Here is a 25,572-nt window from a genome sequence, read left to right as displayed (position 1 = left end):
TTACTTTCATTTTTTTATATAAAATCAGTCAAATCTTATATTCCTTATTTACTATACAACATTTATGATATCTTCTGTATACGAATATTATTATATATGGGGTGATCATCTTGTTATTTGCAGGGACGAATTACCATCCGCACGATTGGACTCGAGAGAGATGGAGACACGATATTGACTTGATGCGGAAGGCATCATTCAATATCGTCCGGCTCGGGCATCTGTGTTGGGATAGCTTTGAACCATCCGAAGGTGATTTTACTTTCGAGTGGTTCGATGAGGTCATGGATTTTTTTCATGAGGTAGGTATACAGGTCGTTCTCGATATCGCAACTCGCCCCGCTCCGACATGGCTGCACAAAAAGTATCCCGAGATTGACCTTGTAGATTCCAACGGCCTTCGATTGGAAGCACAAACCCGTTATATGGAGGACGTCGGTCATCCGCTCTTCCAAGAATTTGCCTACAGGTTCGCCGAAAGACTGGTTTCCCGATATCGAAACCATCCTGCACTATATGCCTTTGGATTGTGCAACGAGCTTGGCTCGGGTTCGCCTTCCTATTCCAGTGCTGCCAGAGACCGCTTTAAAGGTTGGCTATCAAAAAAGTATGAAACGGTTGACAATCTAAACAAAGCATGGATGACTCAGCGCTGGTCCCGCAAGTTGAATAGCTTTCACGATGTCGTTCTTCCAATTTCGGGTCAAGTTAATGGTGCTCCGGAACGGATGCTGGACATGTGGTGCTTTTATTCGGATGAAATCTTGGTATATATGCATGGTTTAAGCCAGATTGTCAAACAGTTGGCACCATTTGTCCGAGAATCTACGAACCATTGGTCTGAAAATCCAGGATACGGATTCGATTATTTAAAGCAATATCAAGACATAATCGATTTGCCCGGAATCGGTTTTTATCCTGGCACCAATCCCGAAGATAGGAAAGCCTTGGTTGCCGCATGTTTCTTTATGGACCATCGCATAGGAGAACTAGATCAACCGATTTGGTGTCTCGAATTCCAAACTGGCGACTTCGGGGGCTACGGCTCACCGCGTAAAGCAATGAGAATGTACGCTTACCTTTCCCTTGCTTATAGGTCGCAAGCAGTCTGTGCATGGACTTGGCGTTCAATGTTAGGTGGCGAGGAGCAGTACGTATTCGGCTTGGTTGATCATGATGGCATTCCAGGGTGGAAATATAAGGAGTTCAAACAAATCGCAGAGGAATTCAAACTGCTGAAGGAACTCGGTTTCCCTAGAAGGACCAAGCCTGAGATTGCCATCGCCTATTCATTTCAAAGCATGAAGGTCATGGCCGGCAACCGAAGCTTTTACAAGACGGAGTATACCGAGCAAGTATTGCAAGCATATGAGACCCTCATGCTTGCAAATGTTGACTGCAATATTGTGAATTTGCGCCTTCTTAAAAAGGAGTACAAAATTTTGATTGTGCCGGGACATGCTGTCATGGATAAAGCATCGGCCGAAACGATTCGCTCCTACGTTGAAGACGGAGGCACCGTTGTAATGACTGCGTATTCTGCAAAAGTAAATGAAAACAATCGTGTCTTCGATACACCTCAGCCGGGAGAACTCAGCGACGTATTCGGAATTCGCTGTGGATCATTCATGAGAACTAGAAGTCATACGCCAATAGAGAATGCTGGCGGTCTGGAGAAGACAGAACTTAACCTGGAACGGGAAAAACCAATCATATCAATTGGAGGGCGTGAGGTTCAGCCTGATATCGACTACTACGAAATAATTGAAGCTCATACTGCCGAGTTATTAGCGAAATTCACCAACACATTGGATAAAACGCCGGCTGTAACACGGAATCGTTATGGACAAGGAGAAGCCATTTATGTCGCCATACCCGCGAATACGACTTTTCTTAAACCACTTCTGGAAATACTTTTTCCAACGCTAGGTATTGAGACGGGGCCGGCTACTCCCCCAGGAGTTGTTGCACGCAAACTGGAAGACGGCACAGTTATCTATGTGAACACAACCGGTACAGAGCAAACCATGAAACTGGACATGCCGGCATCCGGATTTCTATCCGGTAAACTTTTCGATAACTCGCTTACATTAGACGCTTATGACGTAGAACTTCTGATGTACCCGAATATAAACAAAGGAGATCAACACCGATGAATACATTTATCAAAAATGCGGCACAAATTGTGCCGTCAGTACGACAGCTGGCATGGCAAGAGTTAGAGTTCTATTCATTCATTCATTTCGGTATCAACACATTTACGGACAAAGAATGGGGGCTTGGCGACGAGGATCCTGCTCTTTTTAATCCCACAACGTATAACGCCCAGCAGTGGGTGGAAGTCTGCAAATCAGCGGGAATGAACGGCCTTATTTTAACTTGCAAGCACCATGATGGATTCTGCCTCTGGCCTAGCGCCTACACGGAATATTCGGTTAAAAACAGCCCCTGGCAAGGCGGGAATGGCGACATCGTGAAGGCAGTATCGGATGCATGTCGCGAAGGTGGGATTCGATTCGGGGTTTATTTATCCCCATGGGATCGTCATGACCAACGATATGGCTCCTCCTTATACAATGACTATTTCAAAAATCAATTGCGTGAGTTGTTAACCCATTATGGGGACATCTTTTGCGTTTGGTTTGATGGTGCCTGCGGAGAAGGGCCCAATGGTTTAAAACAAGTCTATGATTGGGATGGATATTACCAAGTGATTCGTGAATTACAGCCCAATGCGATGATTTCCGTATGCGGTCCGGATGTTCGTTGGTGCGGCAATGAGGCCGGCCATACACGCGAATCCGAGTGGAGCGTCGTTCCGGAAGAGCTTCAGGATTGCGAAAAGATCCAGGAAGAGTCTCAGCATGTTGATGATGGTGAGTTTTCAAGACGAATTAACTCTCGCGAAGAGAATTTGGGTAGTAGAGAAGCTATTCGTGGTAAAGATAAACTAATATGGTATCCTGCTGAGGTGAACACCTCAATTCGACCTGGTTGGTTTTATCATGCCGCTGAGGATGACAAGGTCAGAAGCGTAGAAGATCTCTTGAATATCTATTATAAATCTGTAGGCGGAAATTCGACGTTTCTACTAAACCTTCCCCCGGATAGGCGAGGACTCATACATGAGAATGATGCCATGCGAATGGCTGAGCTCGGACGAATTCTCACGTCCACTTTCCGGCACAATCTCGCATCAGGCGCTCATGCGACGGCGACAGAAACGATGAACGAGAACCACGATGTCAATCGGATATTTGACGGAAATAAAAATACTTATTGGTGTCAAAGAGAAGGTATGGAACATGCGGTAATTGAAATCGATCTGAATCTTGAGCGGATGTTTGACACTATCGTACTCAAGGAACATATACAATCCGGTCAACGGATAGAAAAACTTCGCATTGATTATCTACATCAAGGAAAATGGAAATTTCTCTGTGAATGCACGGTTGTTGGCTACAAACGCATCTGTCAGTTCCCAGAAGTAACAGCAAGATATGTTCGCCTGACTATTGAAGAATCAAGATGGTGTCCCACCCTTTCTGCTTTCGAAGTTTACTTAAGCGAGCGGAACTTTGCGAAACTCGTAACTGAATAAAAGTCAATTTCATCACACGGGGACAAAAAAGGGTTGTGGTGCAAGAATTAAAAAGGACAGTAAATACCCAACAAATTGTAAATTAATCTATGCCACAATACCAAATATTTTATTGAGCCATTCAACAGCAGATAGAACAGACGAATTATTTTTCGCCTGTCCTTTACTTATCATATGCATAGCCTCGATTCCCTTCAACGTCTGTTCTGCAGTGTGAAACGATTTGAAACCAAGCATCGGTTTTGTGATTTTCTTTATGAATCGATGATCTTGTTCAACAATATTGTTTAGATACTTAGTTTGTCTAACCAATGTTTCTTTTGGCAGGGCTTTTTCATTTATTAATTCTTGTATGGCTGGTGGATATGCCGGGTTTTTGTCCAAAGTAATCACACGTGGTAATTGATTATGTGCTGAGGCCAATGCTTTTATAAAGAAACGCTTAGCTGCCGGCATATCTCGATTTTCAGATAGCATAAAATCAATTGTATTCCCCATAGAATCAACTGCTCTATATAAATACTTCCATTGACCTTTGACTTTGATGTACGTTTCGTCCGTTCTGTACGAATCATTTGTGGGTTTCAAATAGGGGCGGATTCGTTTGTCTATTTCGGGCCCAAATTCATGGACCCATCTCATGATCGTCGTATGGGAAATCTCTAATCCCCGCTCGCTCATTATTTCCACGATATCTCGATAGCTTAAACTATATTTTAAATACCATCTCACTGTTAGTAAAATGATTGCTGATTCATACTGCTTCCATTTAAATAAATTCAATTTGGTTTCCATAGTAACTCGCTCCATCCCATGACTTCATTCAAATACGTTATCATGAATTAGAGGTTTGCACCATAACCCGGTAACGGGCTCCAGCTTATTCTACAGCTGCTCCTAGTGCCGGGCAGACTTACTATTCCGCTTATAAATGTTTGCACAGAGCTTGCCGTTGAAGATTTGCTTTGTGATGGCTATCCGTTGCCGGCGTATAGTTTACGGTTATGGCAACATACTCAACTACTTCATCCTTGCCCGCTCACCGATCAGCGCCAAAATGGCTGAAGGCTCATGGGATGTTTGGTACAACGGGAAATGGACCAGATCTGCACTTAAAGGGTATGCAGGCTGGATAGGCAGTCCAATGGAAATAGGACATCTTATGCTCCTTGTCCAAAAGCTGACGCTCCCCATCGTACGGCAGTCTTCTCTTCACCAAAGTTGCAATACAACATTTTTCGCCCGTCGAACATAAATTCAAAAAGGATGTTGGATCCTTTGATCAAGCCTATCGTACTCAAAGCAACGTAAGTGTCCTGGGAAACGTTAGACCCAACTTCCATAATTAAAAGCGGCAACCTTGGACGATAAATTAAAGTCCCAGACTGCCGCTTTTATTATTGCGCTTTAGGCGCTTTTCGTAGGATCATCTTCCTTACTTCCAATACCTTCTAGATGCACAATGCTCTTTGGCCAGATTAAATGTACGCAAGTCAACAATTTCAATACATTTTATGGTTTCAGGGGAATGGATCATCTGATTGTCTCCGGCATAAATCCCTACATGGTGAATGACTCCCTTTCCTTCTTCGTGAGCGAAAAAGAGCAAATCCCCCGGTTCCAGCTGGTCTTTGTCAATGAGAGTTCCCTGCTTGGCTTGATCCGAAGCATCTCTTGGAATTAATATCCCAACATATTTGTGCATCGCATAAGCAAAACCGGAGCAATCATAGCCGAATGAGGACATGCCTCCCCATAAATAGGGCAAATTGAGAAACCTCTTCCCCTGCTCCACGATCCCCCGTCCGATGTGACCTTCTCCATCTCTCGGAGCTAGGGGACCATCGATCAAGCGAATATCATCCGCTTTTAAATACCTGATCCCCTCCGGAGTTTGCACTTTCACCCATTCTTCCATTATCTCCAGCACTGGAAGAGAGGTCAAATAGCTCAACTCCATCAACGGCTCTGACGGATTCCTATACAACCATGCTTGATCAGAGAGCACTTCTGCTCTCTTCGTTCCGACAGGGGCTTCCGCCTCGTCAACTAGCTGGTAGCTTGGTACCCAGCCAGGATAGCCTAAGGCATCCTTGCGTGTTCCCTGCTGTGGTATAAGCACCTTACTCCAACCTTCACGTTCTTCCGAGACAAATACGGAGGAACCATAAAGAACTTGGGTTTGCACCCGGTTCTCCAGACATAAATCCAGCTTATCTTGAAGCGTCATGCTTTCCAGCCATTCTCTTATTCTGGCCGGCTCCTTCAATGCAAGCTCATCCATAGGTCGTGGAGATTCCGGCTTCGTCCACACCGTTGCAACAGAAACAGCGACCATCTTTCGTTTCAGCATGCTCATGATCCCACTGCACTTTGGCTGTGGACGACGTCTAGAATACCAAGCCCCGCAGCTTTGGGGAAGGTCATTACCCTTCCGTCATACTGCACACCGCCAACCACTATATCATGAAGCATCATTAATGGCGCATCGAAATCGCAACGGGTAATATTTTTCTTACTGGCAGCAAGATGGGCTGCAGCTGTTACGGCCACACGGGATTCGATCATGCTGCCCACCATGCACTCAACACCGAATTCTTCCGCAATATGATTAATGATTTGTGCTTTGTAAATGCCGCCGGATTTCATCAATTTGATATTAATCAGGTCGGCAGCGCGGTTTTTGAGTACCTCAAAGGCTTGAATGGGTGAGAACACGCTCTCATCTGCCATGATGGGTGTTTCCACGTTATCTGTAACCATTTTCAACCCCTCGATGTCGCAGGCTTTCACTGGCTGCTCAACAAGTTCAATATCAAGTCCTAAGTCTTCCATACGGCGGATGGTGCGGATCGCGTCCTTCACCTGCCACCCTTGATTTGCATCTACGCGAATTTTCACGCTGCTGCCAATACAGCTGCGGATCTCCTTTATTCTTTCGATATCCTCTTGGAGGTTGTCCTTGCCAACCTTAATCTTCAGTACATTGAAGCCTTCTTGCACATAACGAATTGCGTCTTCTCCCATTTCCTTAGGCGAATTGACACTGACCGTGAAGTCCGTTTCTATCTGATCCTTATATCCGCCAAGGAATTGGTACAAAGGCAAACCGCAGTACTGTGAAACAAGATCGTACACGGCCATATCCACTGCCGCTTTAGCACTGCTGCTGCCGATCATCGATTGATGAATCTCCTGCAAGATTCGTTCATAGGCCAGCAGGTTTTTACCAATCAATAAGGGACTGAATGTATGTACGATAGCCGAATGGATACTATCCAAGCTGTCGCCTGTGATGACGATGGTCGCGGGAGCCTCCCCCCAACCGATTCTGCCGTCGTTCGTCTGAATCCGAACAATAATAGATTCCGTTCTATACACTGTACGCAGTGCTGTTTTAAACGGCTTTTTGAGCGGAGTTGATTGCCGCATGACTTCAACACTTTGAATAATGTTCATGTTTGTTGCCTCCTGAAAGTTTTGTGCAGCAATGTTAGCGAAGCGGGCTTAAGCCACAAAACTACTTCGAAAGCATAAGCTCTGTAAGCTTATGTCTCTACACCGGGTTCCGTACATGCCAGCAACTTCTCATAGGTGCTCATTCTTGCTGTTACTCCAATTGGAACCGCAATATTCGGAGAGCAGTGCCCGATTTTAAACCCCGAGAGTGTCGGTTTCCCCGCGGATGCGATGTGATCGTTAAAAATCTCCTCTAAGGTAAGCGACACCTTGCGTTTATTCGGCACACAATTATTAAAATCACAGATCAGGATTCCAGCCGCATCGGAGAATTTTCCAGCGTGCTTGAGCTGATTTAACATCCGATCCAACCTATAGGGCTCTTCGTCGATATCTTCAATAAAAAGAAGTTTCCCTCTCGTATCCAGCTCATAAGGCGTTCCAAGCGTACTAACAATTAAAGATAGATTCCCTCCGACGATTGGTCCTAAAGCTTCTCCGTCTACTAATGATTGCAGAGGGGAAATCTCTTCTGTATAGCGTAGAACGGACGGTCGAAGAAGCGTCTCATAATTTTGAACCGTAAGCGGATGCACGTCATCTTTTCCCAAATCAATCATCATGGGTCCATGAAAAGTAACCAAACCCGCAATTTGGCTAATCGCTGCATGCAGAAAGGTAATATCACTATAACCCCAGAAAATCTTCGGATTAGCCCGAATGAGCTTATAATCCAGCAGATCTGCGATTCTCCCGGTACCATATCCGCCACGCGCACAGATGATAGCTTTAATAGCGGGATCGGCGAACATGGCGTTCAACTCCCCAGCCCGTGCCTCATCCGTTCCTGCCAGATAACCGTGCTGCATGAATACGGTATCTCCCAGCCGAACTTTCAGCCCCATGTTCACTAGAATGGCTGATGCCGCTTTCACCTGCTCCGTGTCAACCCAACTTGCCGGGGCCGTAATGCCCACCGTATCGCCAGGGCTTAATCGCCGAGGCTTTATAAGCTCAACCATCATGGAAGATCTCCTATTCTGCAATCAAGGATAAACGACTCCGTCGTCCTTCAGGGACGAGCGCGTTTGTCAAGACTGATGACGCGAAGTGTAATAAAACTTATACTTTCTTATCTACGAAAAAAAGGGAGAAGCACCCCTTACAGGTGCATCCCTCCGTCATCTATTGTTATTTTAAATCTGCCCACTTAAAGTCGAGGAAACCGAAAGCGTGTCTAACGACGCCTTCCAATTTGTCGCTTTGCAGGTACGTAGAGTTATAGAAGTAAAGAGGCAGAATCGGAGCTTCGTCCATCAAAATCTTCTCCGCATCGTGCATCATTTTGTATCGTTTAGCCTCATCCGACTCGACATACGCGTCTTTGATCAATTTATCATAAGTAGGGTTAACCCACCCTGTGCGGCTGAACGGATTCGTTGATTGGAAGCCGTCTAAGAAGTTGATCGGATCGGCAAAGTCCGGAAGGAACGAAGAACGGGACAGTTGCAGCTGCAGAGCCTTTTGTTCGGATGTTAGAACTTTACCTTCTTTATTTGCAAGCTTCACATCAATTCCTAAATTATCTTTGAGCATAGCTTGCAGGGTTTGTGCAATTCGTTGACTGACATCGTTCGTGTTATAAGTCAAAGTGACTTCAGGCAGCGTCGTATATCCGGCTTCCTGCATCCCTTTTGCCAGTAGATTCTTTGCCTCGGCAGCATCAAACTTAATCAGACTGCCGCCCACCTTGCGGAAGTCTCCGCCCGCAGGATCCTTAAGTCCAGGAGATACATAACCGTCTGCCGGTTTCTGCTTTTGCTTTAATACCAAATCAACAAGCTTCTGTCTGTCTACAGCCGCAACAAAAGCTTTGCGGATATTGGCGTTATTGAATGGCGCCATTTTCACATTAAAGCGGTAGAACGCAGTTCCTGCGGCATCTTCAACCTTTACTTTGTTGTCTGCAAACAATTTATCGCTCATGTCAGCAGGAATGGATCCGGTAGTATGAAGCTCGCCTGTCGTAAAGAGCTGGTACGCGGTGTTGGTATCATTGATCATTTTAAAAGTTACGCCCGTCAATTTTACGTTCGCGGCACCCCAGTACTGATCGTTTTTCACCATTTTCAGCTCGCTATCGTGCTTCCATTCGGTAATTTTGAACGGTCCGTTACTTACAATCGTAGCCGCTTCACCCGCCCATTTGGCATTGCCTTCCACGGTAGCCTTATGTACAGGGAAGAAAGCTGGACTGGAAACCATGCCAACTAACCAAGAAGCAGGCTGCGTCAAAGTAACCTCAAGTGTCTTATCATCCAGAGCCTTAATTTTCACACCGTCGGCTGTCCCCTTACCGGAGTTGAAAGCTTCTGCCCCTTCAATAGGATATGCGAGGAAAGCCGCGTCAGAAGCAGTTTTTGGATCCAGCAGACGTTTCCAGGCATACTCAAAGTCGGCAGCTTTTACCGCATCTCCATTGGACCACTTAATGCCGTCACGAAGCGTAAATGTATACTTTTTCCCATCCGGAGTAACCTTCCACTCTTTGGCCATAGCCGGCTCAGGAGCCTGGTTCTTGCCAAGACGCGTCAATCCCTCAAACGCATTGTTGACAACGTCGTAAGAAACTTGGTCAAAGCCTTTCGGAGGATCGAGGGATGTCGGTTCTTTTAAATTGTTGTAAAGGAGGATTTTGGACTTCGTTTCTTTGGCTGCTTCCGTCTGCTTGGCCCCAGACTCTTGCGTTCCGGAACCTGGATCTTTGCTGCATCCGACTAGTAACGTACCGAATACCAATACGGAGCTGATTAGCAATGCTGAAACTTTTTTCATGTGCATTTCTCCCCTTCGTTTCTTGTCTTATTTATCCTAGAGCCGTCATACTACTTCTCTTGATCGGCGGCTGGAACACAAGTTTAGAGCGCGGATCCTGAAGCCAACAGGCTACCGAATGACTGCTTGATACAGCAGTCTGCTCCGGCTGATACGCACCGCAAACTTCCATGGCATAGCTGCAGCGCGCTGCAAAAGCGCAGCCTTTGGGCGGTGCGAACAGATCCGGCGGTGTTCCCGCAATCGGAGTAAGCGGAAGCGATTTGTCTGTGTCCAGACGCGGCATGGAAGCAAGCAGGCCTTTGGTGTACGGATGCTGCGGACTGTGAAACAGCTCATCCACTGTCCCTGCTTCAACGACCTTGCCGGCATACATCACATTGACCCGGTCGGCCATATTCGCAACCACACCAAGGTCATGGGTGATGATGATGATGGAAACACCGGTTTTCTTCTGCAGCATTTTGAACAGCTCGATGATTTGCGCTTGTATAGTGACATCCAGCGCCGTAGTCGGCTCATCTGCGATAAGGACCGAAGGCTTGCACACCGCTGCGATTGCAATCATAATCCGCTGCCGCATGCCTCCGCTAAATTCGTGCAAATATTGCTTCAAACGCATCTCAGGATTCGAAATGCCCACCAGCCCAAGCATTTCTGTAGCTTGCTTGCGTGCTTCTGCACGCGATATTTTCTGATGACGAATGATCCCTTCCATGATCTGCTCACCGATGGAGATGGTGGGATTCAGGGCGGTCATCGCATCTTGAAAAATCATTGAAATCTCAGAGCCTCGCAGCTCTCGCAGCTGCTTTTCGCTAAGCTTGGTCAGTTCCCTGCCCTTATAGCGAATACTGCCTTGGCTCATTTTCGAGCTATGCTCGGGAAGAAGACGCGTCACGCTGCGGGCTGTTACACTTTTGCCGCAGCCGGATTCGCCTACGATAGCCAACGTCTCTCCCTTCCCTAACGTAAAGCTGACTCCGCGAACCGCCTTCACTTCTCCACCATGCGTGGTGAACGAGACATGAAGATTGTCCACTTCCAAAATAACGTCGGACGAGTTCGTTGCTTTCACCTCGGCTACCTCCTCCTCTTCGGATTAAAAGCATCCTGCAAGCCATCCCCAACCAGGTTAAAGGCAAGCATCGTGATCGATATGAAAAATGCGGGATAGAACAACCGCCACCACTGCCCCGACAAAATGGTCGACAGACCGTCGTTGGCCATAACGCCCCAGCTTGCCAAAGGCGGCTGAATACCTAGGCCAAGAAAGCTTAAGAACGCTTCTGCGAAAATAGCGGAAGGTACCGAGAACGTCACTTGCACGATAATGACACCTATCGCATTAGGCAGCAAATGTTTACGGATAATGTAACCTGCGCCTCCGCCTAGCGTTCTTGCCGCCAGCACGTACTCCGATGATTTCAAACTAAGTACTTGTCCGCGTACAATCCGTGCCATGCCGATCCAGCCTGTAGCACTTAAGGCCACGATAATCGTTAGTAAGCCGGGGCCCATGACGACCATCAACAGGATGACAACAAGCAGATAAGGGATCCCGTACAAAAGATCAACGAACCGCATCATGACATTATCAATTCGTCCTCCGAAGTAGCCGGCGATGCCGCCATAAATAATGCCGATGACGAAATCGATCAAAGCCGCCATAAGGCCGATAAATAGCGAGATGCGGGCTCCATATAGGATACGGGCATAAACGTCGCGCCCAAGCTCGTCCGTGCCGAACCAGTGTGCTCCCGATGGTTTCTGATTGGCATCCAGCAGCACCTGCTTCGAATAGCTATGGTCCGTGAGGATGGGCCCAAATATCGCTAACAGTGACATCAATACAACGATGATCAGCCCCGCCATAGCCAATTTGTTTGAACGCAGTCTGATCCAAGCTTCCTGCCAGAACGACAGCCGCATACGAACAATGGCTTCCGCCGTCCCTTTGCTCTTGGACATAGGGACAAATAAAGAATCCGGAACGTTCATCGTTTACCCCTCCTTCCTGTGCAGCTTGATGCGGGGGTCAATGATTCCATAGGCGATATCCACCAGGAACATCATGATGACTAATAGAGCGCTATAGAATACGGTCGTACCCATAATGAGCGAGTAGTCACGATTATTAATGCCATCGACGAAATATTTACCCATTCCCGGAATGGCGAAAATCTTTTCAATAACAAAACTCCCCGTTAGAACGTTGGCCACCAATGCGCCGAGCAAGGTAATGACCGGAAGTACGGCATTACGAAGCGCATGCTTGATGACGATCGTAGCGGGTGAAAGGCCTTTGGCCCGTGCCGTTTCTATGTAGTCGGCGGTCAACACCTCTAACATGCTTGCTCTTGTCAATCTGGCTATAATCGCAAGAGGTCCTGTTGACAAGGCAAGTGCGGGAAGGACAACATGCTTCCAGGTCCCCCAAGTGGCAACCGGAAGGAGCCTCCACTCGACAGCAACATATTTGATCAGCAGGGTCGCAACAATGAAGTTAGGTACCGCGATGCCGATAACCGCAAAGATCATGGCGAGGTAATCGATTATGCGGTTCTGCCGGAGTGCGGCGACCGTTCCGAGCGCGACACCGGTGACGATAGAAATAAGGATGGACACCATGCCAAGCTTAAACGAAACTGGAAATCCACGGCTGATCATGGAATTCACAGTATCGGGAAAGTGTCCGATGGAAGGTCCGAGGTCCAAGGATAGCAGCGATTTTAAGTAAAGGAGGTACTGCGTCGTAATGGGTTGGTCCAAGTGGTAAAATTCCATCATGTTCTGAACCGCCGTCGGATTCGAATTCTTGCCCTCTTTTTCGAAAGGCGACCCCGGAACAGCATGCATCAATGCAAAAGTAACCGTAATAATTAGCCACAGTGTGACAACCATGGAGATAAATCTGCGAAGAATATATTGTGTCACGCTATCACCCACTCTCGCTTATTAACAAAATGCCGTTCTCATCGCCAATTCCGTCATAACCAACATGGCTTGGTAGGCCTCTAGAATGTTTTTAGCCTGAAAAGTAACCGTAGGGCTGTTATCATCTATGGTCGTACCGGGCATCAGATGTGCCCATTCCGCTTGGCCATAGTTGGCAAATTCAATCTTCAACACCGGATGATCCGGCGGTACGAGCGGCTTTACTCTGCTGCGGTTAGCCAGTGCTTCCTTTGTTTTCTCACGAAGCAGCTGACCGCTTTTTTCAGGTGTCAAGCATACAGCCGAAGTCCGCGATATCCGCTTTTTTACAATCGCTGTCGTGATACCCGGAATTAGCTCTTCCGCTTCAATCGCGGTTTCGTCGTCCCCAGCCACTAATAAAACAGGTACGCCGTAATGACCGGCAACATAGGCATTAAAACCGAGCTCACCAATTACCCTATCATTTATGTACATATTACGAACGCCGAAAATCATCGTATGACTAAGCACACCTTTGGTGGCTGCTCTAGTATGATAGCCTAGAAAAGCCGCTCCTGCGAAGGAGGCGTTTAGTCCCTGCACCATGGAAAAAGGCTTCACGTCACCTGAGATCAGCTGAGTTTCGGGATGCAGCTTCTCAATTAACAGATTGTTCATTTTGGAGTGACTATCATTCACGATAACCTCCTTGCAGCCTTCATCAAAAGCAGTCCCTATGACATGATTGGCTTCATCCGTCATGATGTGCTGCCCGCGTGTGTAGTTGTATTGTCTAGAATCGATGAACGTGTTATCAACAAGTCCAGTTATCCCTTCCATATCTATGGAAATATAAAGTTTCATTGGTTGTCCTCCCCTATTGTAAGGTAGAAAAACCCAGCAAACAGCCTCAGGACCATTCGTCCAAAGAAACCATTTGCTGGGTTTTATTTACGGGTATGTTTCCATACGGATAAATAAAGCAGCTTACACTGTACCGGAAGATTGGAATCCCAGCTCTCCCCGGCCGTTAAGTGCTAATTTGTATTTTTTTTGTGCGTCTTTATACGCTACGATCAGAGCTTTTTGGGAGGATCCATGATATCTTCGGCGGATTTCCTCCGCCACCACATCAAGGAGAAGCATATTGTGCCCGATGAAGATTGAGCGGACAAAATCCGATGTGAGCGGTATGGTAGATGAACATCCTGCATCAACAATTTTATGGCTTGTCGTATCTACGATAAGTCCGATAAAAAATGCGTTGTACTGCTGCGTAATAGGATTATTCACGGAAACTTGCGCGTCGCCGATAATATAAATCGTGTCTTTGTCATATAACAAACGAGCACTCTCCTACTTAGCATTCTGTTCGATTTCTGAGCGGGATGTGGGAAGAGATAGGGTCTCCCTACGACCGCCAGAAGCCAGATCACTAATGATGTAATATATTCTAACATCGAATTCACATGCTGTAAATAACAAATCGCTTCACTCAAACACTATTTGAGAAAAGCAGTATGCAACAACCGTGCAAGTTCTTCTTCAGCTTCAAAATAAACGCCTTGCTCTTTTCGTTGGATAAGGCCGTTCATGAGCAGAACGATGCCCCATTTATCCTGTTTATGCCAATACATATCGCTAAGCAGTCCATAAGCATCACCGGAATGTCCAATAAGTCTTTGTCCAGGAATCAGATCATCTGTAATCTGAAATTGGAGCCCGCAATTGCGGAAAAAGCCATCTCGTCGGTGGCCCGACCAATGTGGAGTGTGCATGAGATCCACAGTCTCCGGCTTAAGTATTTGAACATCGTTCAATTTACCTGAATTAGAATGCGCTTCCAAAAAGCGCGTCAAGTTATCAACGTTTGTGCGAAGTCCACCTTGAGGGCTGAATAACGCTCCATTGGTGCCCGGTACATATCCGCTGTAATCCATTACTTCCGGTTTTCTTCCACGAAAATCGTCCGTGCCAACAAGAAATCGATCATCGGCCTCCGAGTATTCATACAGCACAGCAACCGAATCCATGTCCTTCAAATCACCGATATGAAAACTAGTATCGTTCATTTGTAGCGGCTCGAACAGATGCTTCTTGCAGTATTCGTCAAACCGTTCATTCGAGAGTCGCTCTACGACAGTAGCTAGTATGATGGTACCCAGATTCGAATATTCAAAGCAATTTGGATCCCCTGGCTCTCCGAATCCCCAGAGATTGTCCGAGTAATAGGTCCCGCCTGGAAGCAGGATATCGGCAAGTCGTATCTTAGGCGGATTCTCGCTACGCGAGTCAATGACAAATCGAACATATTCATCTTGCATCCCAGAAGTATGGGTCATGATCTGCTTGAGCGTTATCGGTATATTGGGATACTTAGGATTGCGCACTGGAAATCCAAGTATGTCACCCACATCCTGATCAACTCCGCATAAGCCCTTTTCAACAAGCTGCATAATCGCTGTCGCGACCACTGTCTTAGAGATAGAAGCGATGCGAAATACAGTTTGTGATGTAACGGGTATGCGTCTTTCCACATTCGCCCATCCATAACCTGCGCTCCAAATCTGTTTCCCTTCACGAATCACGGAGGCTGCTAAGCCAACAATCCGATGCTTGTCCATCACCTGCTGAATCCGTTCATCCAAAGAATTCAAGACGTTCCTCCTTTGTCCTGATTTGTGAAAAACTGATCCTTATATTTACATTATAATAAAGTCTATTCGTGCTGTGTAGCATTTTTTTTGTTGGGAAAATCCAATTCTATTTCTCCATCAAATATGTATTCAAAAAGTCGTTACGAAACTTTCCGTGCGGATCACAATGAAGCAGCAGTTCTCGGAAGTCAGGCAGCTTCTCATAGAGCGGCCTCAACTGAGCGGGCTGCATGGTAAACAGCTTCCCCCAATGCGGACGAGCCCGGAAAGGCGCAAGTTGCTTTTCGATCATCGGCAGCACTTGTTTAACTGCCTCCCAATTCGGTTTCCACGTAAAATGAATAGCAACTGAATCCTGATTGTAATTAGGGCTCATCCACAAATTATCTTTTGCTATGGTACGAACTTCAGAAACATAAAGGTGTGGCGAGATATGCTCCCGTATGCCATTAAGCGAATTCAATGCTTGATAGGCATCTTGTCGCGGCACAAAATACTCGCTTTGCAGCTCCTCTCCAGCACTCGGAGTGAAATCCATGCGAAAGTGCGGCAATCTCTCGTGCCATGGTCCCGCGATGCCCATCTGCTCGCTGCAATTCTCCGCTGTATGTCCTGGCACTGGATGCCGGGGTGAAGTTGCTAATTGCGCGCCGAAAAACTCAGGTGCCACCTGATCAGAGACTTGATCAGTCAGTTTCCGCTTTAGCCAGACTTGATTGAAAATTGCATTCTTCCAATCGGTGAATAAACTAACACTATAAGCACTGGAAAAAATATCGTCAAAATGCTCATTTAGTTGCACTAGAGACAGATTATTGTAAACATGCTGACTCATTTGAAATGTTGGGATCACATCCAGTGTAATTTTAGTGACTACGCCCAATCCTCCAAGCCCAACAATTGAACCTGCAAGGTCTTGTTGCTCGCGGGAGTATACGGCCATGTCCCCATTCGCCTGAACGATTTCCATAGAATCAACCACTGTAGCAAGATTGCCGTTCCGATCACCAGAACCATGCGTTGCCGTAGCGCATGCACCTGCAACGGTAATGTGCGGCAATGACGCCAAATTGTGAAGCGCATAGCCATGGTTATGAAGATATTCACATAGCTCTCCATACCGGATTCCCGCTTCAACAGTTACCTTATTTTCTACAGTATCTAATGCTACCACACGGTTAAGGTTCTGAAGCGAGAGAAGGATTTCGGTACAATCGGCGATACTATTGAACGAGTGCCGTGTGCCAAGCACCTTTATTTGCTTACTGCGAGCCACTACTTCCTGTACTTGCTCCACACTTGTGGGAATATGAAGTTCCGAGGCACTATACTTGTAGTTGCCAGCCCAATTCCAACTATTTTTCATATCTTCACACGCCTTCGATCGTATTTTGAAAAAAGGAAAGATACCAAAGAATAATGGTGATTTTAATGAGAAACTTGGCAAGTTGTATGAGATCAAAGGGAAGTAAACTCAAGATGAATTTATTCGATATTTACTCTGTAAAACCTTCTGTATTGACGAAACCAACTAAGAAAGTATTCACCTGAACTAATTGGCTAAAATATCGTTTATCTTCTTCTCAAGCGCTGCAAGTCCTGCTTCCGGATCCAGCCCGCCTAGAACGATGCTTTGGAGGTCCTCCGAAAGCGTCGTAAAGATCGTCGCATACTTGTCGGTTTGCGGCGCAAATTTAACATGATGCTGATCTTCGATAAAGAGCTTCCTATAGGGCAGTTGTTGGTACTGCTCGCTTTGCAAGACAGCTCGATTCGCCGGCACATGTCCGGCAAGCCCCCAAGTCTTACTGCCAACTTCAGAAAAATATGTCATAAAGACCATTGCTGCACGTTGCTTTTCCTTGGTCACATAGGCAGGTACTACCAGCGTGTGCGAGCTCCCCCAATGAGAGAAGCTGCCAAATATGGGAGGAAGGGGCATAATGCCGACCGGCAATGACTTCTCGCTCAAATGATGCCCTGCTTCCCAAACGCCTCCAAACCATAGTGCGGCTTTCCCCTCGTGAAAGGAGTCCCATGGCGTTTTATCGTTTAAATCGGACAAATGATTGGCGTAAAGCTGCTGATAAAATTTTAATACGCTGAGCGCTTTCTCGTTATAGATGGCTGCTTTCGACATATCGGAGTTGAGCAGGTCACCGCCAGCCTCATAATAAAGGTTCAGGAATGGTTCCTGAAAATACGGCGTGTTCACTGCGAAAGGCTGAACACCTGGCACTTTTGCTTGAATTTGCGTTAGCATGCGAATGAAACCCTCCGGCGACGCCTCGCCAAGTTTCGGCGTGTCATCCTCATTCAACAAACCAGCTTTTTTCAAAATCGCTTTGTTGTAATAAAGCATGTGAAAATGAGTATCAAGCGGTATTGCGTACGGTTTGCCATTAAAGGTCACACTCCGTAAATTGGGCTCCTCAATTTCTTTGAAATCAAATCCGGTTTCACTTGCCAAACCGTCAAGCGGCATAATCTGCTTCGCCTTAACGAAAGGTGACATCCGATCGACATGGGTAACTGCGACATCCGGTCCCTTCCCGGAAGAAAGTGCCGTACTCAATTTTACGTAGTATTCATTTGATTCCAGTCGAAGTTGTTTGACGAAAACCTTACTCTGCGAGACATTGAAGTTTTGAACAATTTGCTCGACGAAATCCCCCTCACCGCCGCCGAAAGGATTCCAAAACGAAATCTCCACAGGAGCTTCATTCCCACGTGTTGCTGCTTTATTTTTGGCCATTTGCTCGGTACTGCCATCAGGCATTGCCGAACAACCCGAGAACATGAGCACCAACATAACGATGAGTGATATAAGCAGTGCTCGGTACTTTCTAAACATTAAAGTTATCCCCCTCTCTGTTAACCGACACTCTTTTTAGTAAGCGTTTGCAATACTGGATGTGAAAGGAATTGACTAGACATCTCCTCTAGTCCGATTCCGATATTCCGATGGGGAAACACCCGTAATCTTTTTAAATACTTTGGAGAAATATTTCGGGTCCTGAATCCCAACCAAATGACCGATGTCCCCTGCCTTGAGCTCGCCCGTTAGCAACGCCTTCGCTTTCTCAATGCGTATGCGTGTCAAATGCTCCAAGAAGCTTTCACCCATTTCTTTTTTGAATAGGTTGGCAAAGTAATTTTTACTTAAATGAACGTGATGACTGATCGATTGCAGCGAAATTTCCTGATGATAGTACATCTGTATATATTGGACTGCCTTAAGAATCCCGTTGCGGTCACTGTTATAAACGTGAATCATGTGCTGGACGAGCTCCTCGAAAGCCTGCAAAAACCAAGCTTTACTCTGCTGGATCGTCTCCAATTTGGCTAGCTGGTCAAAATATTGCTTCTTCAGATGAAGGATATCCTGCTGATCGCTGGAAACATCCGACCAAAGGGTCGTCAACATAATTAAGAGCTCTAAAGAGATGATCTGTACCATGTCATAATCTTTGCGGGAAGCCAGATGCTCGAATATTTCTTCCAAATATACTTGCAGTTCCTTAGATTGAAAAGCATAGACCATCGAATGTATGTGACTCGTACTCACCTTTATATTCTCGACTTGCTGATTCTCCACAGGAACATAATCCACACCATAAACAATAACCTTTCCGCTGCCGATAAACATTTTATACTTAGCGGCGGTCACAGCTTGCTCATGCGCATTCTGCAAATCCGTCCAAGCCATGATGCCTTTGCTGACCCCAATCGTACAAAGCATCGCATAGCGATCTAACAGATACGTAAGAACCGATTGAGCAATCTCCCTCACGGCCTTCAAGTCTTGAGACTTCCTACTCGAGAATAAAAGGACATTCATTTCGCCTAATCTATCCGGAAACACTTCGTAGCTAGCCTCATATTCCGCTGCCAAAACTCGATCTAACGCACTTCGTATATAGGTTTGCCCTTCCGTGATACCTAGCTCCAAAGCATTTTTACCAATGTGCAGCACATAAAGTGGCAGCTTGGCATCCAGAAGTCCCAAACTTTCAATAGAGCTCTGTACGTCTATCCGTTCTTTCCCTGAACCTTCGACAAGATCCAGCAGCAGCTTTTCTTTCCATAATGGCTGGGCGCTTGCAGACTGCTTCTCTTCACTATTCGGAGATGCCTCTTCTAAGGATTCCTTCACCTTCATTAAGGCTTGCTCGAAATCTCGCGGCATCATATCCGACTTGATTAAATATTCCGAAACTCCATAGCGGATCGCTTCCTTGGCATATTGAAAATCCTCCAAATTACTGAGAATCAGGATTTTCATGTGTGGACTAAATTTACGCACTTCTGAAATTAAACCAATCCCGTCCATTATCGGCATTTTAATATCGGTAATCAGAATATCCGGTGGCTCCTGGCGGATGAAATCAAGGGCCTCTTGTCCGTTGGATGCTTCCCCAATAACGGTTAAACCCATCTTTTCCCACTCGATCATAGACCGAATCCCATACCTGACAATATATTCATCTTCGACAATCACTACGCTAAGCATGAAATTCCACCTACTCCATAAAAGGAAGCCGAATACCGATTCGCGTACCGGTTCCAAGTTCACTTTGAATGTCTAAGCCATACATTTTACCACAGATCAGCTTGATGCGTTCATCCACATTCGATAAACCGATACCACCGAGCTTCTCACCGGAAGTCTCTTGATGTGTACGAAAGCCCTTTACAAGAGCTTGTTCCATCCCGCATCCATTATCCGTTACTTCAAATCTGATGCCGCCCTCGGGATGCTTCATACAACGAATATGAATCTCTCCGCCCGATTCCCGTTCGGTAAAGGCATGGAGTATTGCATTCTCAACAATTGGCTGCAAAATCAGTTTCGGCGTTCGGAGTGTGCGAACATCCGCATCCAGATGCACAAACGTTTCAATATGGAAGTTGAATCTGAATTTTTGAATACCCAGATAGCACTGTACATGTTCAATTTCTTCTTCAACCGTAACCGTCTCTTCGCCTTTGCCTAGACTGATACGGAGCAGCCTTGACAACAGACTAACCATTTCCGCGGCATTGTTCGCTTTCTGCAACAATGCTGTCCATTTAATAATGTCCAGCGTGTTATATAGAAAATGAGGGTTGATTTGCGCCTGCAATGCTTTCAACTCTGCCACGCGTTTATGATTCTGTTCTTCATAGACCGCTTTAAGCAGCTCATCAATTCTCGTAACCATATAATTAAAGTTATCGCCTAATATATCAAATTCATCATTGCGCCGTTTGACCATAAATCTAACACTAAGATCTCCCGACATCACTTGGCGCATCAGACGGATCATTTTCAAGATTGGATTAGAAATCGAATTCGCCAAAAACATGGCCGTTATGATCGAAAACAGAATACAGATCAACGCAATAATCATAATAATTTGCAGCAGACGATTGGTATCTTTATACAGGGATGATTCCGAGATCACATTGACCACAATCCAATCGTTCGTATGCAATTTTTTATAATTGACAATCAGCCGCTGACCATCATGCTTGAGCGGAAAAGCCAACTCCTCCGAAGGCGCGCCAATAATCTGATTGTAGCCGCTTTCTCCTAATACCTGTTTGACACTCTTTCCAAGGAATTGGTTGTCTGGATAAGAAATAATTTGCCCGCTTCCGTCAATAACAAAGCTTTGGATATCCATGTTGCTCTTCGTCGTTTTATCGCCAATTTCTTTTAGCACATCTTCACGAATATCCAACACAGCAACGATGCCTACTGGACTATCGTCCGAGGTCTTATAAATTTGTTTGGCGAGAGAGAACACATGGACATTCTGCGAATTCAAACTGTCTACATACGTACCCAGCCGGGTTGGAAACCAGCGAAAATTGCTCCCATCCTCCAACGTCCGAAGGAATGGTGAAACTTTCTCATTCGAGCGGTCGTTCCAGCGATAAATACCTTTGATGTAATGATTAGAAGACAAGAAGGAGATTGACTGTAAATCCTGATTGATCGCTATGATGGTTGAAAGCTTCGTCGTAAGTGAGAGACTGTCTAAGTCATACTGCGCTGCGTCTGTTCGATCTAGGACTCGCAGCATGGAGAGGATTTCATTGTTGCCTACGACCTGCATCATCATATCTTTATATATCCCTAACCGGGTGTCAATATTTTCAGCTGTTTGCCTCAACAATTGTTCCGAGTACTCCGTCACTTTCTTGTTAATCGTTGATTTGGAGATCGAAAATGACATAAAACCCATGGCGAGCAAAGGCGTTAAAGAAAACAGAAATAAAAGCAGCATCCATTTGTAGCGTATGCTGCTCGTCCATATATTCATCCATGGAATGAAACGATTCCATTTCGATTTGTTAGGCTTTCCTGCTGTTGGGGTCATCGTAACAACCCTTTCTATGTTAGAGGATCTTTCACTTACCCTTTAATTCCGGACATGGCCACACCTTGAACGATATGACGCTGCAGAAGCACGAAAACCAGAATCGTTGGTATTGCCGCAATCGCGCTGGCTGCCATGATTAGATTTAAGGACATCGTATTATTCGACAAAAAGGTTGGCAGTCCTGCTGAGAGAATCATATTCTCTTGCGAGGTAATCGCCAAATACGGCCACAAAAAGTTGTTCCAGGATAAGATGAAGTAAAAGATACCCACAGAGACCATCGCCGATCTCGTAAGCGGCAAGCAAATCTGCGACCATAACCCAAAATTCCTGCATCCGTCAATTTGCGCTGCCTCAATGTAGTCCTTTGGAACACCATCCATAAACTGCTTTAGAAGCAAAATGCCTATTGGATTCGTCAATCCCGGAAGAATAATCGCCCAGATGTTATCAATGAGTTTCAAATGCAGCGTCGTTTCATAAAGCGGAATTAAGATCGCTTCAGTTGGAATTAGCAAACCTGAAACAATGAGCAGAAAGAACAAGCCTTTAGATTTAAATGCTAGTTTAGAGAAGGAAAAGGCTGCCAATGAGCTGAAAAATAAGGAAAGAATCGTTGTTATCACGCCGATGGTAAAGCTGTTCCAGGTCCACCTCAATATTTGCGAATCCTTCAGCACTTTTGCATAATTGGCCATATTTAGATCAGAAAATTTCAACCAGTCTTGAAGTGTGTATACATTGATACCGTCAGGCTTAAGTGACACCAACAGCATCCAGATCAGGGGAAAAATAAAGACAAGGGCAAGCACTACGGCGATGACGTTAAGTGCGATTGGTTTCATGTTCATCCTCCGTCAATCTCTACTCTCTGTTAATTTAAACTGAATGACTGCGATCAGCAGCATGATGATGCAAAATACGATCGATTGTGCGGAAGCGAGACCGAACATATCTTTTTTAAAACCGGTGACATAGATGTATCGAATCATTGTATTCGTGGAGTCACCCGGACCTCCGCCAGTCATGATTTGTACTTGCCCGAATAGCTTCAAGCACGAGATAATTTGATAGAATACTTGTATTTTCATGACTCTAGACAAGCCTGGCAGTGTAATATGCCAAAACTGCTTCCAAGCTCCCGCGCCATCTATTTTCGCAGCTTCATAATGATCCGTAGGTATTTCTTGTAATCCTGCCAAAAACAAGACCATCACGAACCCGACTGTCCACCAATCGGTCGTTAAAGTGATTGCCCACCAGACAAAGTGTTTATCAGTAAGCCAGTGAATATCTCCAGGAAGCCCAACTACCTTTAGAAGTGCGTTAATTGGACCATATTTGGAGTCGAACAGACGTAGCCAGATAAAGCTGATAACAGATACAGACAGCACGTAGGGCAGAAAAAACATAGAGCGTATTGCCGTGCGAAACCGAATCTTTTGATTAATGATTAGCGCCAAAATGAGTCCTAGAACGATGACCGAGGGTGCACAGATAAGAACAAAATAAAAGGAATGCCACACATACAAGTAAAAGTTTTGATCGGTGAAAATCTTTGTATAATTGGCAAAGCCTACATACTTCTGCATGCCCTGAATGCCCCACACATGCAGGCTCATCCAAGCTCCGCGACATACTGGCCAAAGATAAAAAATGGCAAACGGAATGAGGAATGGGAGCAGATAGAGGATCGCCTTTATTTCAGTTACAAAACGTAACGGGTTTGGTTTGCGGAGGACCAATGTCCTTTCGCTCTCTCTCACATTAATCTCCATTGGATATTCTCCTTGTATCTTTCTAAATAGCACGGGTGAAACTTCCGGCTTCCTAAAGCCAGCAGCCTCACCCGCTTCTTACCTATAAAGCTAATTCGCTAATATATCGTTGATTTGCTTCTCCATTACTTTCAGGCCTTCTTCAGGCGTTTGCTTGCTAAAAATAATGTTTTGCAGCGATTCAGATACCGTTGTAATAATTGTGGTATATTTATCCGTTTTTGGCGCGAATTTCACCGTTTTTTGAGCTTCAATAAAGAAGTTACGATACGGCAGTTTTTTGTAATCGTCGCTGTTGGTAACGACGCTGTTTGCCGGGACATGTCCTGCTTGCCCCCATGTTTTGCCGCCAATTTCGGAGAAATACTTCATGAACTTCGCTGCCGCTTCTTGTTTCTCAGGCGTGACGTAGGACGGAACGACGAGTAAATGCGAGCTTGCCCAATGCGTCTGACTGCCAAAAATAGCCGGAAGCGGCATGGCGCCAATGTTGAGCGCTTTATCATTCAGTAAGAGTCCGGCTTCCCACACACCGCCGAACCAAAGAGCCGCTTTCCCGCTGTGGAACGAATCCCAAGGGGTTTTATCATTCAAATCACTGTATTTGTTGTTGTACAGATCCATATAAAACTTCAATACGCTGAGCGCTTTATCATTGTTAATGGCTGCTTTATTTAAATCCGCATTCAACAAATCGCCACCTGCTTCATAATACAAGTTCAGGAAAGGCTCTTGGAAATAAGGGGTATTCACCGCAAGCGCCTGTACATCGGGCACTTTAGCATGAATTTGGGCCAGTGTTTTTTTAAATCCATCCGGTGTAAGCTCGCCCAGTTTAGGCGTTCCATCGTCGTTCAACAGATCCGCTTTCTTCAACAAGTCCTTGTTGTAATAAAACATATGGAAATGTGTATCTAACGGCACGGCATAGGGTTTGCCGTCATAAGAGACACTTTTGATATTCGAATCCGAAATCTGTTTCAAATCAAATCCAACCTTGGTCGCTAATTGGTCGACGGGTACGATTTGCTTCGCTTTTACGAACGGAGAGATACGGTCAACGTGAGCTATTGCCACGTCTGGCCCTTTGGATGAAGATAGAGCTGTGCTGAGCTTCGCATAATACTCATTGGACTCTAGGCGGAGCTGCTTGACAGTCACTTCTTTTTGAGACTCATTGTAACCTTTAATAATTTGGTCCACGAAATCACCTTCGCCACCGCCAAACATGTTCCAAAACGTAATTTCAACAGGACTGGTCGATTTACTCGCTGCCGCTTTGGTTGTCTCTGTCGCTGAGGCACCTGTTGTATTGGTACCGCTTTCTTTGGTGCTCGAGCAGCCTGACACCACCAAGGCAAGCGCGACACTTGCAGTTAGCATACTAGTTAACTTTTTTTTCATTGTCTTTACAACCCTCTCTCTTGCTGAATTATGATTGGCGAAAGCCTTTCCAAAATCATGTAAGGGCTTCCTTGGTTATTACTTTACATGGATTAACGCTTCCCCTAAACCGATAAAAAGAATATCTTTGGGGAACAAATTTACGGTCTATTGAGAAAAGCATGAGATAGAAGTAGACGATCTTAAGATAGGGGGTTAAACGTAAGATAAAGTTAACTTAAGTTTATTTGATTATCCAACTAGCTCAGGATAGGTAATCGTCGTAGACGATAGGCAACAATGAACTAACCTATTGAATAACTCGCTTTTGACCTCACGGCGGTTGAATCGATAGCAAAACTCATCGAGATATGCTTGTAGGTGCTTAGGATCTAAGCCGTGGTAGGTACCACCAATAAAAGCTTTCGCATTAGAGATGATCGTATGAAGCCACTTTAGATGATCTGGATTTTCTTTCAGGTCGTACTTTTTGGCTTCATGGTGGAAGCCATTTTTGGCCAAAGCTTGATAAGAACGATATCTATCGCTGGCAATCGTTGATCCAGCTT

At 45.6% G+C, this 25,572-nt stretch carries 21 protein-coding genes; 2 read left to right on the top strand and 19 right to left on the bottom strand.

The window, feature by feature from the left end:
- Window positions 1-110 precede the first annotated feature (110 nt).
- Together G519_RS45240 and G519_RS0130065 are read left to right on the top strand one after the other, a co-directional pair.
- On the top strand, window positions 111-2,156 hold the full coding sequence (locus tag G519_RS45240) for a beta-galactosidase (protein WP_064743553.1): 2,046 nt from the start codon (window positions 111-113) through the stop codon (window positions 2,154-2,156).
- Complete coding sequence (locus G519_RS0130065; protein WP_029197825.1) at window positions 2,153-3,601, top strand: alpha-L-fucosidase; 1,449 nt, start codon at window positions 2,153-2,155, stop codon at window positions 3,599-3,601. Before G519_RS45240 ends, G519_RS0130065 begins: the two co-directional genes overlap by 4 nt.
- An 87-nt stretch (window positions 3,602-3,688) precedes the next feature.
- Here G519_RS0130065 and G519_RS0130060 read toward each other — a convergent pair whose 3' ends face one another.
- The 19 genes from G519_RS0130060 to G519_RS45230 form a co-directional block, all read right to left on the bottom strand.
- Window positions 3,689-4,396, bottom strand: coding sequence for an IS6 family transposase (locus G519_RS0130060; protein ID WP_029197824.1), 708 nt, complete (start codon window positions 4,394-4,396; stop codon window positions 3,689-3,691).
- Window positions 4,397-5,036: 640 nt separating this feature from the next.
- Window positions 5,037-5,954, bottom strand: a complete 918-nt coding sequence (locus tag G519_RS0130050) for a C40 family peptidase (protein WP_307720135.1) — start codon at window positions 5,952-5,954, stop codon at window positions 5,037-5,039.
- Window positions 5,955-5,956: 2 nt separating this feature from the next.
- Complete coding sequence (locus tag G519_RS0130045) at window positions 5,957-7,060, bottom strand: dipeptide epimerase (protein ID WP_029197821.1); 1,104 nt, start codon at window positions 7,058-7,060, stop codon at window positions 5,957-5,959.
- Between the two features lie 89 nt (window positions 7,061-7,149).
- Complete coding sequence (locus tag G519_RS0130040; RefSeq protein ID WP_029197820.1) at window positions 7,150-8,082, bottom strand: S66 peptidase family protein; 933 nt, start codon at window positions 8,080-8,082, stop codon at window positions 7,150-7,152.
- A gap of 169 nt (window positions 8,083-8,251) precedes the next feature.
- Entirely contained in the window at window positions 8,252-9,895 is a 1,644-nt protein-coding gene (locus G519_RS0130035; RefSeq protein WP_029197819.1) for a peptide ABC transporter substrate-binding protein, read from the bottom strand.
- A gap of 31 nt (window positions 9,896-9,926) precedes the next feature.
- The gene (locus G519_RS0130030) at window positions 9,927-10,973 is read right to left on the bottom strand and encodes an ABC transporter ATP-binding protein (RefSeq protein ID WP_029197818.1); all 1,047 of its coding nucleotides are present in this window, start codon (window positions 10,971-10,973) and stop codon (window positions 9,927-9,929) included.
- Between the two features lie 5 nt (window positions 10,974-10,978).
- Entirely contained in the window at window positions 10,979-11,896 is a 918-nt protein-coding gene (locus tag G519_RS0130025; RefSeq protein ID WP_029197817.1) for an ABC transporter permease, read from the bottom strand.
- Between the two features lie 3 nt (window positions 11,897-11,899).
- Complete coding sequence (locus G519_RS0130020) at window positions 11,900-12,832, bottom strand: ABC transporter permease (protein ID WP_029197816.1); 933 nt, start codon at window positions 12,830-12,832, stop codon at window positions 11,900-11,902.
- Between the two features lie 21 nt (window positions 12,833-12,853).
- Window positions 12,854-13,678: a M55 family metallopeptidase gene (locus G519_RS0130015; RefSeq protein ID WP_029197815.1), complete on the bottom strand. Its 825-nt coding sequence runs from the start codon at window positions 13,676-13,678 to the stop codon at window positions 12,854-12,856.
- A 123-nt stretch (window positions 13,679-13,801) separates the two neighbouring features.
- Entirely contained in the window at window positions 13,802-14,158 is a 357-nt protein-coding gene (locus tag G519_RS0130010) for a DUF3870 domain-containing protein (protein WP_029197814.1), read from the bottom strand.
- Window positions 14,159-14,316: 158 nt separating this feature from the next.
- A complete protein-coding gene (locus tag G519_RS0130005; RefSeq protein WP_029197813.1) occupies window positions 14,317-15,471 on the bottom strand; it encodes a serine hydrolase domain-containing protein in 1,155 nt (384 codons plus the stop codon).
- A 106-nt stretch (window positions 15,472-15,577) separates the two neighbouring features.
- Complete coding sequence (locus tag G519_RS0130000; protein WP_029197812.1) at window positions 15,578-16,837, bottom strand: FAD-binding protein; 1,260 nt, start codon at window positions 16,835-16,837, stop codon at window positions 15,578-15,580.
- A gap of 186 nt (window positions 16,838-17,023) precedes the next feature.
- Window positions 17,024-18,325, bottom strand: coding sequence for an ABC transporter substrate-binding protein (locus G519_RS0129995; RefSeq protein WP_029197811.1), 1,302 nt, complete (start codon window positions 18,323-18,325; stop codon window positions 17,024-17,026).
- 75 nt (window positions 18,326-18,400) lie between these two features.
- Window positions 18,401-19,984 carry a response regulator gene (locus G519_RS0129990; RefSeq protein WP_029197810.1) on the bottom strand — a complete coding sequence of 528 codons (1,584 nt, stop codon included), beginning with the start codon at window positions 19,982-19,984 and terminating at the stop codon, window positions 18,401-18,403.
- A 10-nt stretch (window positions 19,985-19,994) separates the two neighbouring features.
- Window positions 19,995-21,839, bottom strand: coding sequence for a cache domain-containing sensor histidine kinase (locus tag G519_RS48035; protein WP_051253823.1), 1,845 nt, complete (start codon window positions 21,837-21,839; stop codon window positions 19,995-19,997).
- 35 nt (window positions 21,840-21,874) lie between these two features.
- A complete protein-coding gene (locus tag G519_RS0129980) occupies window positions 21,875-22,687 on the bottom strand; it encodes a carbohydrate ABC transporter permease (RefSeq protein ID WP_029197809.1) in 813 nt (270 codons plus the stop codon).
- A gap of 12 nt (window positions 22,688-22,699) precedes the next feature.
- Window positions 22,700-23,620: a carbohydrate ABC transporter permease gene (locus tag G519_RS0129975; protein ID WP_051253822.1), complete on the bottom strand. Its 921-nt coding sequence runs from the start codon at window positions 23,618-23,620 to the stop codon at window positions 22,700-22,702.
- Window positions 23,621-23,710: 90 nt separating this feature from the next.
- Entirely contained in the window at window positions 23,711-25,024 is a 1,314-nt protein-coding gene (locus G519_RS0129970; RefSeq protein ID WP_029197807.1) for an ABC transporter substrate-binding protein, read from the bottom strand.
- A gap of 231 nt (window positions 25,025-25,255) precedes the next feature.
- Window positions 25,256-25,572: IS1595 family transposase (locus G519_RS45230; RefSeq protein WP_244280271.1), on the bottom strand; the 317-nt coding region annotated here is incomplete at its 5' end.

The sequence above is a fragment of the Paenibacillus alginolyticus DSM 5050 = NBRC 15375 genome (assembly GCF_000422905.1).
Classification (GTDB): domain Bacteria; phylum Bacillota; class Bacilli; order Paenibacillales; family NBRC-103111; genus Paenibacillus_E; species Paenibacillus_E alginolyticus.
The sequence above is the reverse complement of the archived record's forward strand: the minus strand, read 5'-3'. Positions and strand labels throughout refer to the sequence as shown.

What these genes read in the sequence shown, in the direction of transcription:
- G519_RS0130065 (WP_029197825.1), top strand. Translation starts at nt 2,153, where the DNA reads ATGAATACATTTATCAAAAATGCGGCACAAATTGTGCCGTCAGTACGA.
- G519_RS0130060 (WP_029197824.1), bottom strand. Translation starts at nt 4,396, where the DNA reads ATGGAAACCAAATTGAATTTATTTAAATGGAAGCAGTATGAATCAGCA.
- G519_RS0130050 (WP_307720135.1), bottom strand. Translation starts at nt 5,954, where the DNA reads ATGCTGAAACGAAAGATGGTCGCTGTTTCTGTTGCAACGGTGTGGACG.
- G519_RS0130045 (WP_029197821.1), bottom strand. Translation starts at nt 7,060, where the DNA reads ATGAACATTATTCAAAGTGTTGAAGTCATGCGGCAATCAACTCCGCTC.
- G519_RS0130040 (WP_029197820.1), bottom strand. Translation starts at nt 8,082, where the DNA reads ATGGTTGAGCTTATAAAGCCTCGGCGATTAAGCCCTGGCGATACGGTG.
- G519_RS0130035 (WP_029197819.1), bottom strand. Translation starts at nt 9,895, where the DNA reads ATGAAAAAAGTTTCAGCATTGCTAATCAGCTCCGTATTGGTATTCGGT.
- G519_RS0130025 (WP_029197817.1), bottom strand. Translation starts at nt 11,896, where the DNA reads ATGAACGTTCCGGATTCTTTATTTGTCCCTATGTCCAAGAGCAAAGGG.
- G519_RS0130015 (WP_029197815.1), bottom strand. Translation starts at nt 13,678, where the DNA reads ATGAAACTTTATATTTCCATAGATATGGAAGGGATAACTGGACTTGTT.
- G519_RS0130000 (WP_029197812.1), bottom strand. Translation starts at nt 16,837, where the DNA reads ATGAAAAATAGTTGGAATTGGGCTGGCAACTACAAGTATAGTGCCTCG.
- G519_RS0129995 (WP_029197811.1), bottom strand. Translation starts at nt 18,325, where the DNA reads ATGTTTAGAAAGTACCGAGCACTGCTTATATCACTCATCGTTATGTTG.
- G519_RS0129990 (WP_029197810.1), bottom strand. Translation starts at nt 19,984, where the DNA reads ATGCTTAGCGTAGTGATTGTCGAAGATGAATATATTGTCAGGTATGGG.
- G519_RS48035 (WP_051253823.1), bottom strand. Translation starts at nt 21,839, where the DNA reads ATGACCCCAACAGCAGGAAAGCCTAACAAATCGAAATGGAATCGTTTC.
- G519_RS0129980 (WP_029197809.1), bottom strand. Translation starts at nt 22,687, where the DNA reads ATGAAACCAATCGCACTTAACGTCATCGCCGTAGTGCTTGCCCTTGTC.
- G519_RS0129975 (WP_051253822.1), bottom strand. Translation starts at nt 23,620, where the DNA reads ATGGAGATTAATGTGAGAGAGAGCGAAAGGACATTGGTCCTCCGCAAA.
- G519_RS0129970 (WP_029197807.1), bottom strand. Translation starts at nt 25,024, where the DNA reads ATGAAAAAAAAGTTAACTAGTATGCTAACTGCAAGTGTCGCGCTTGCC.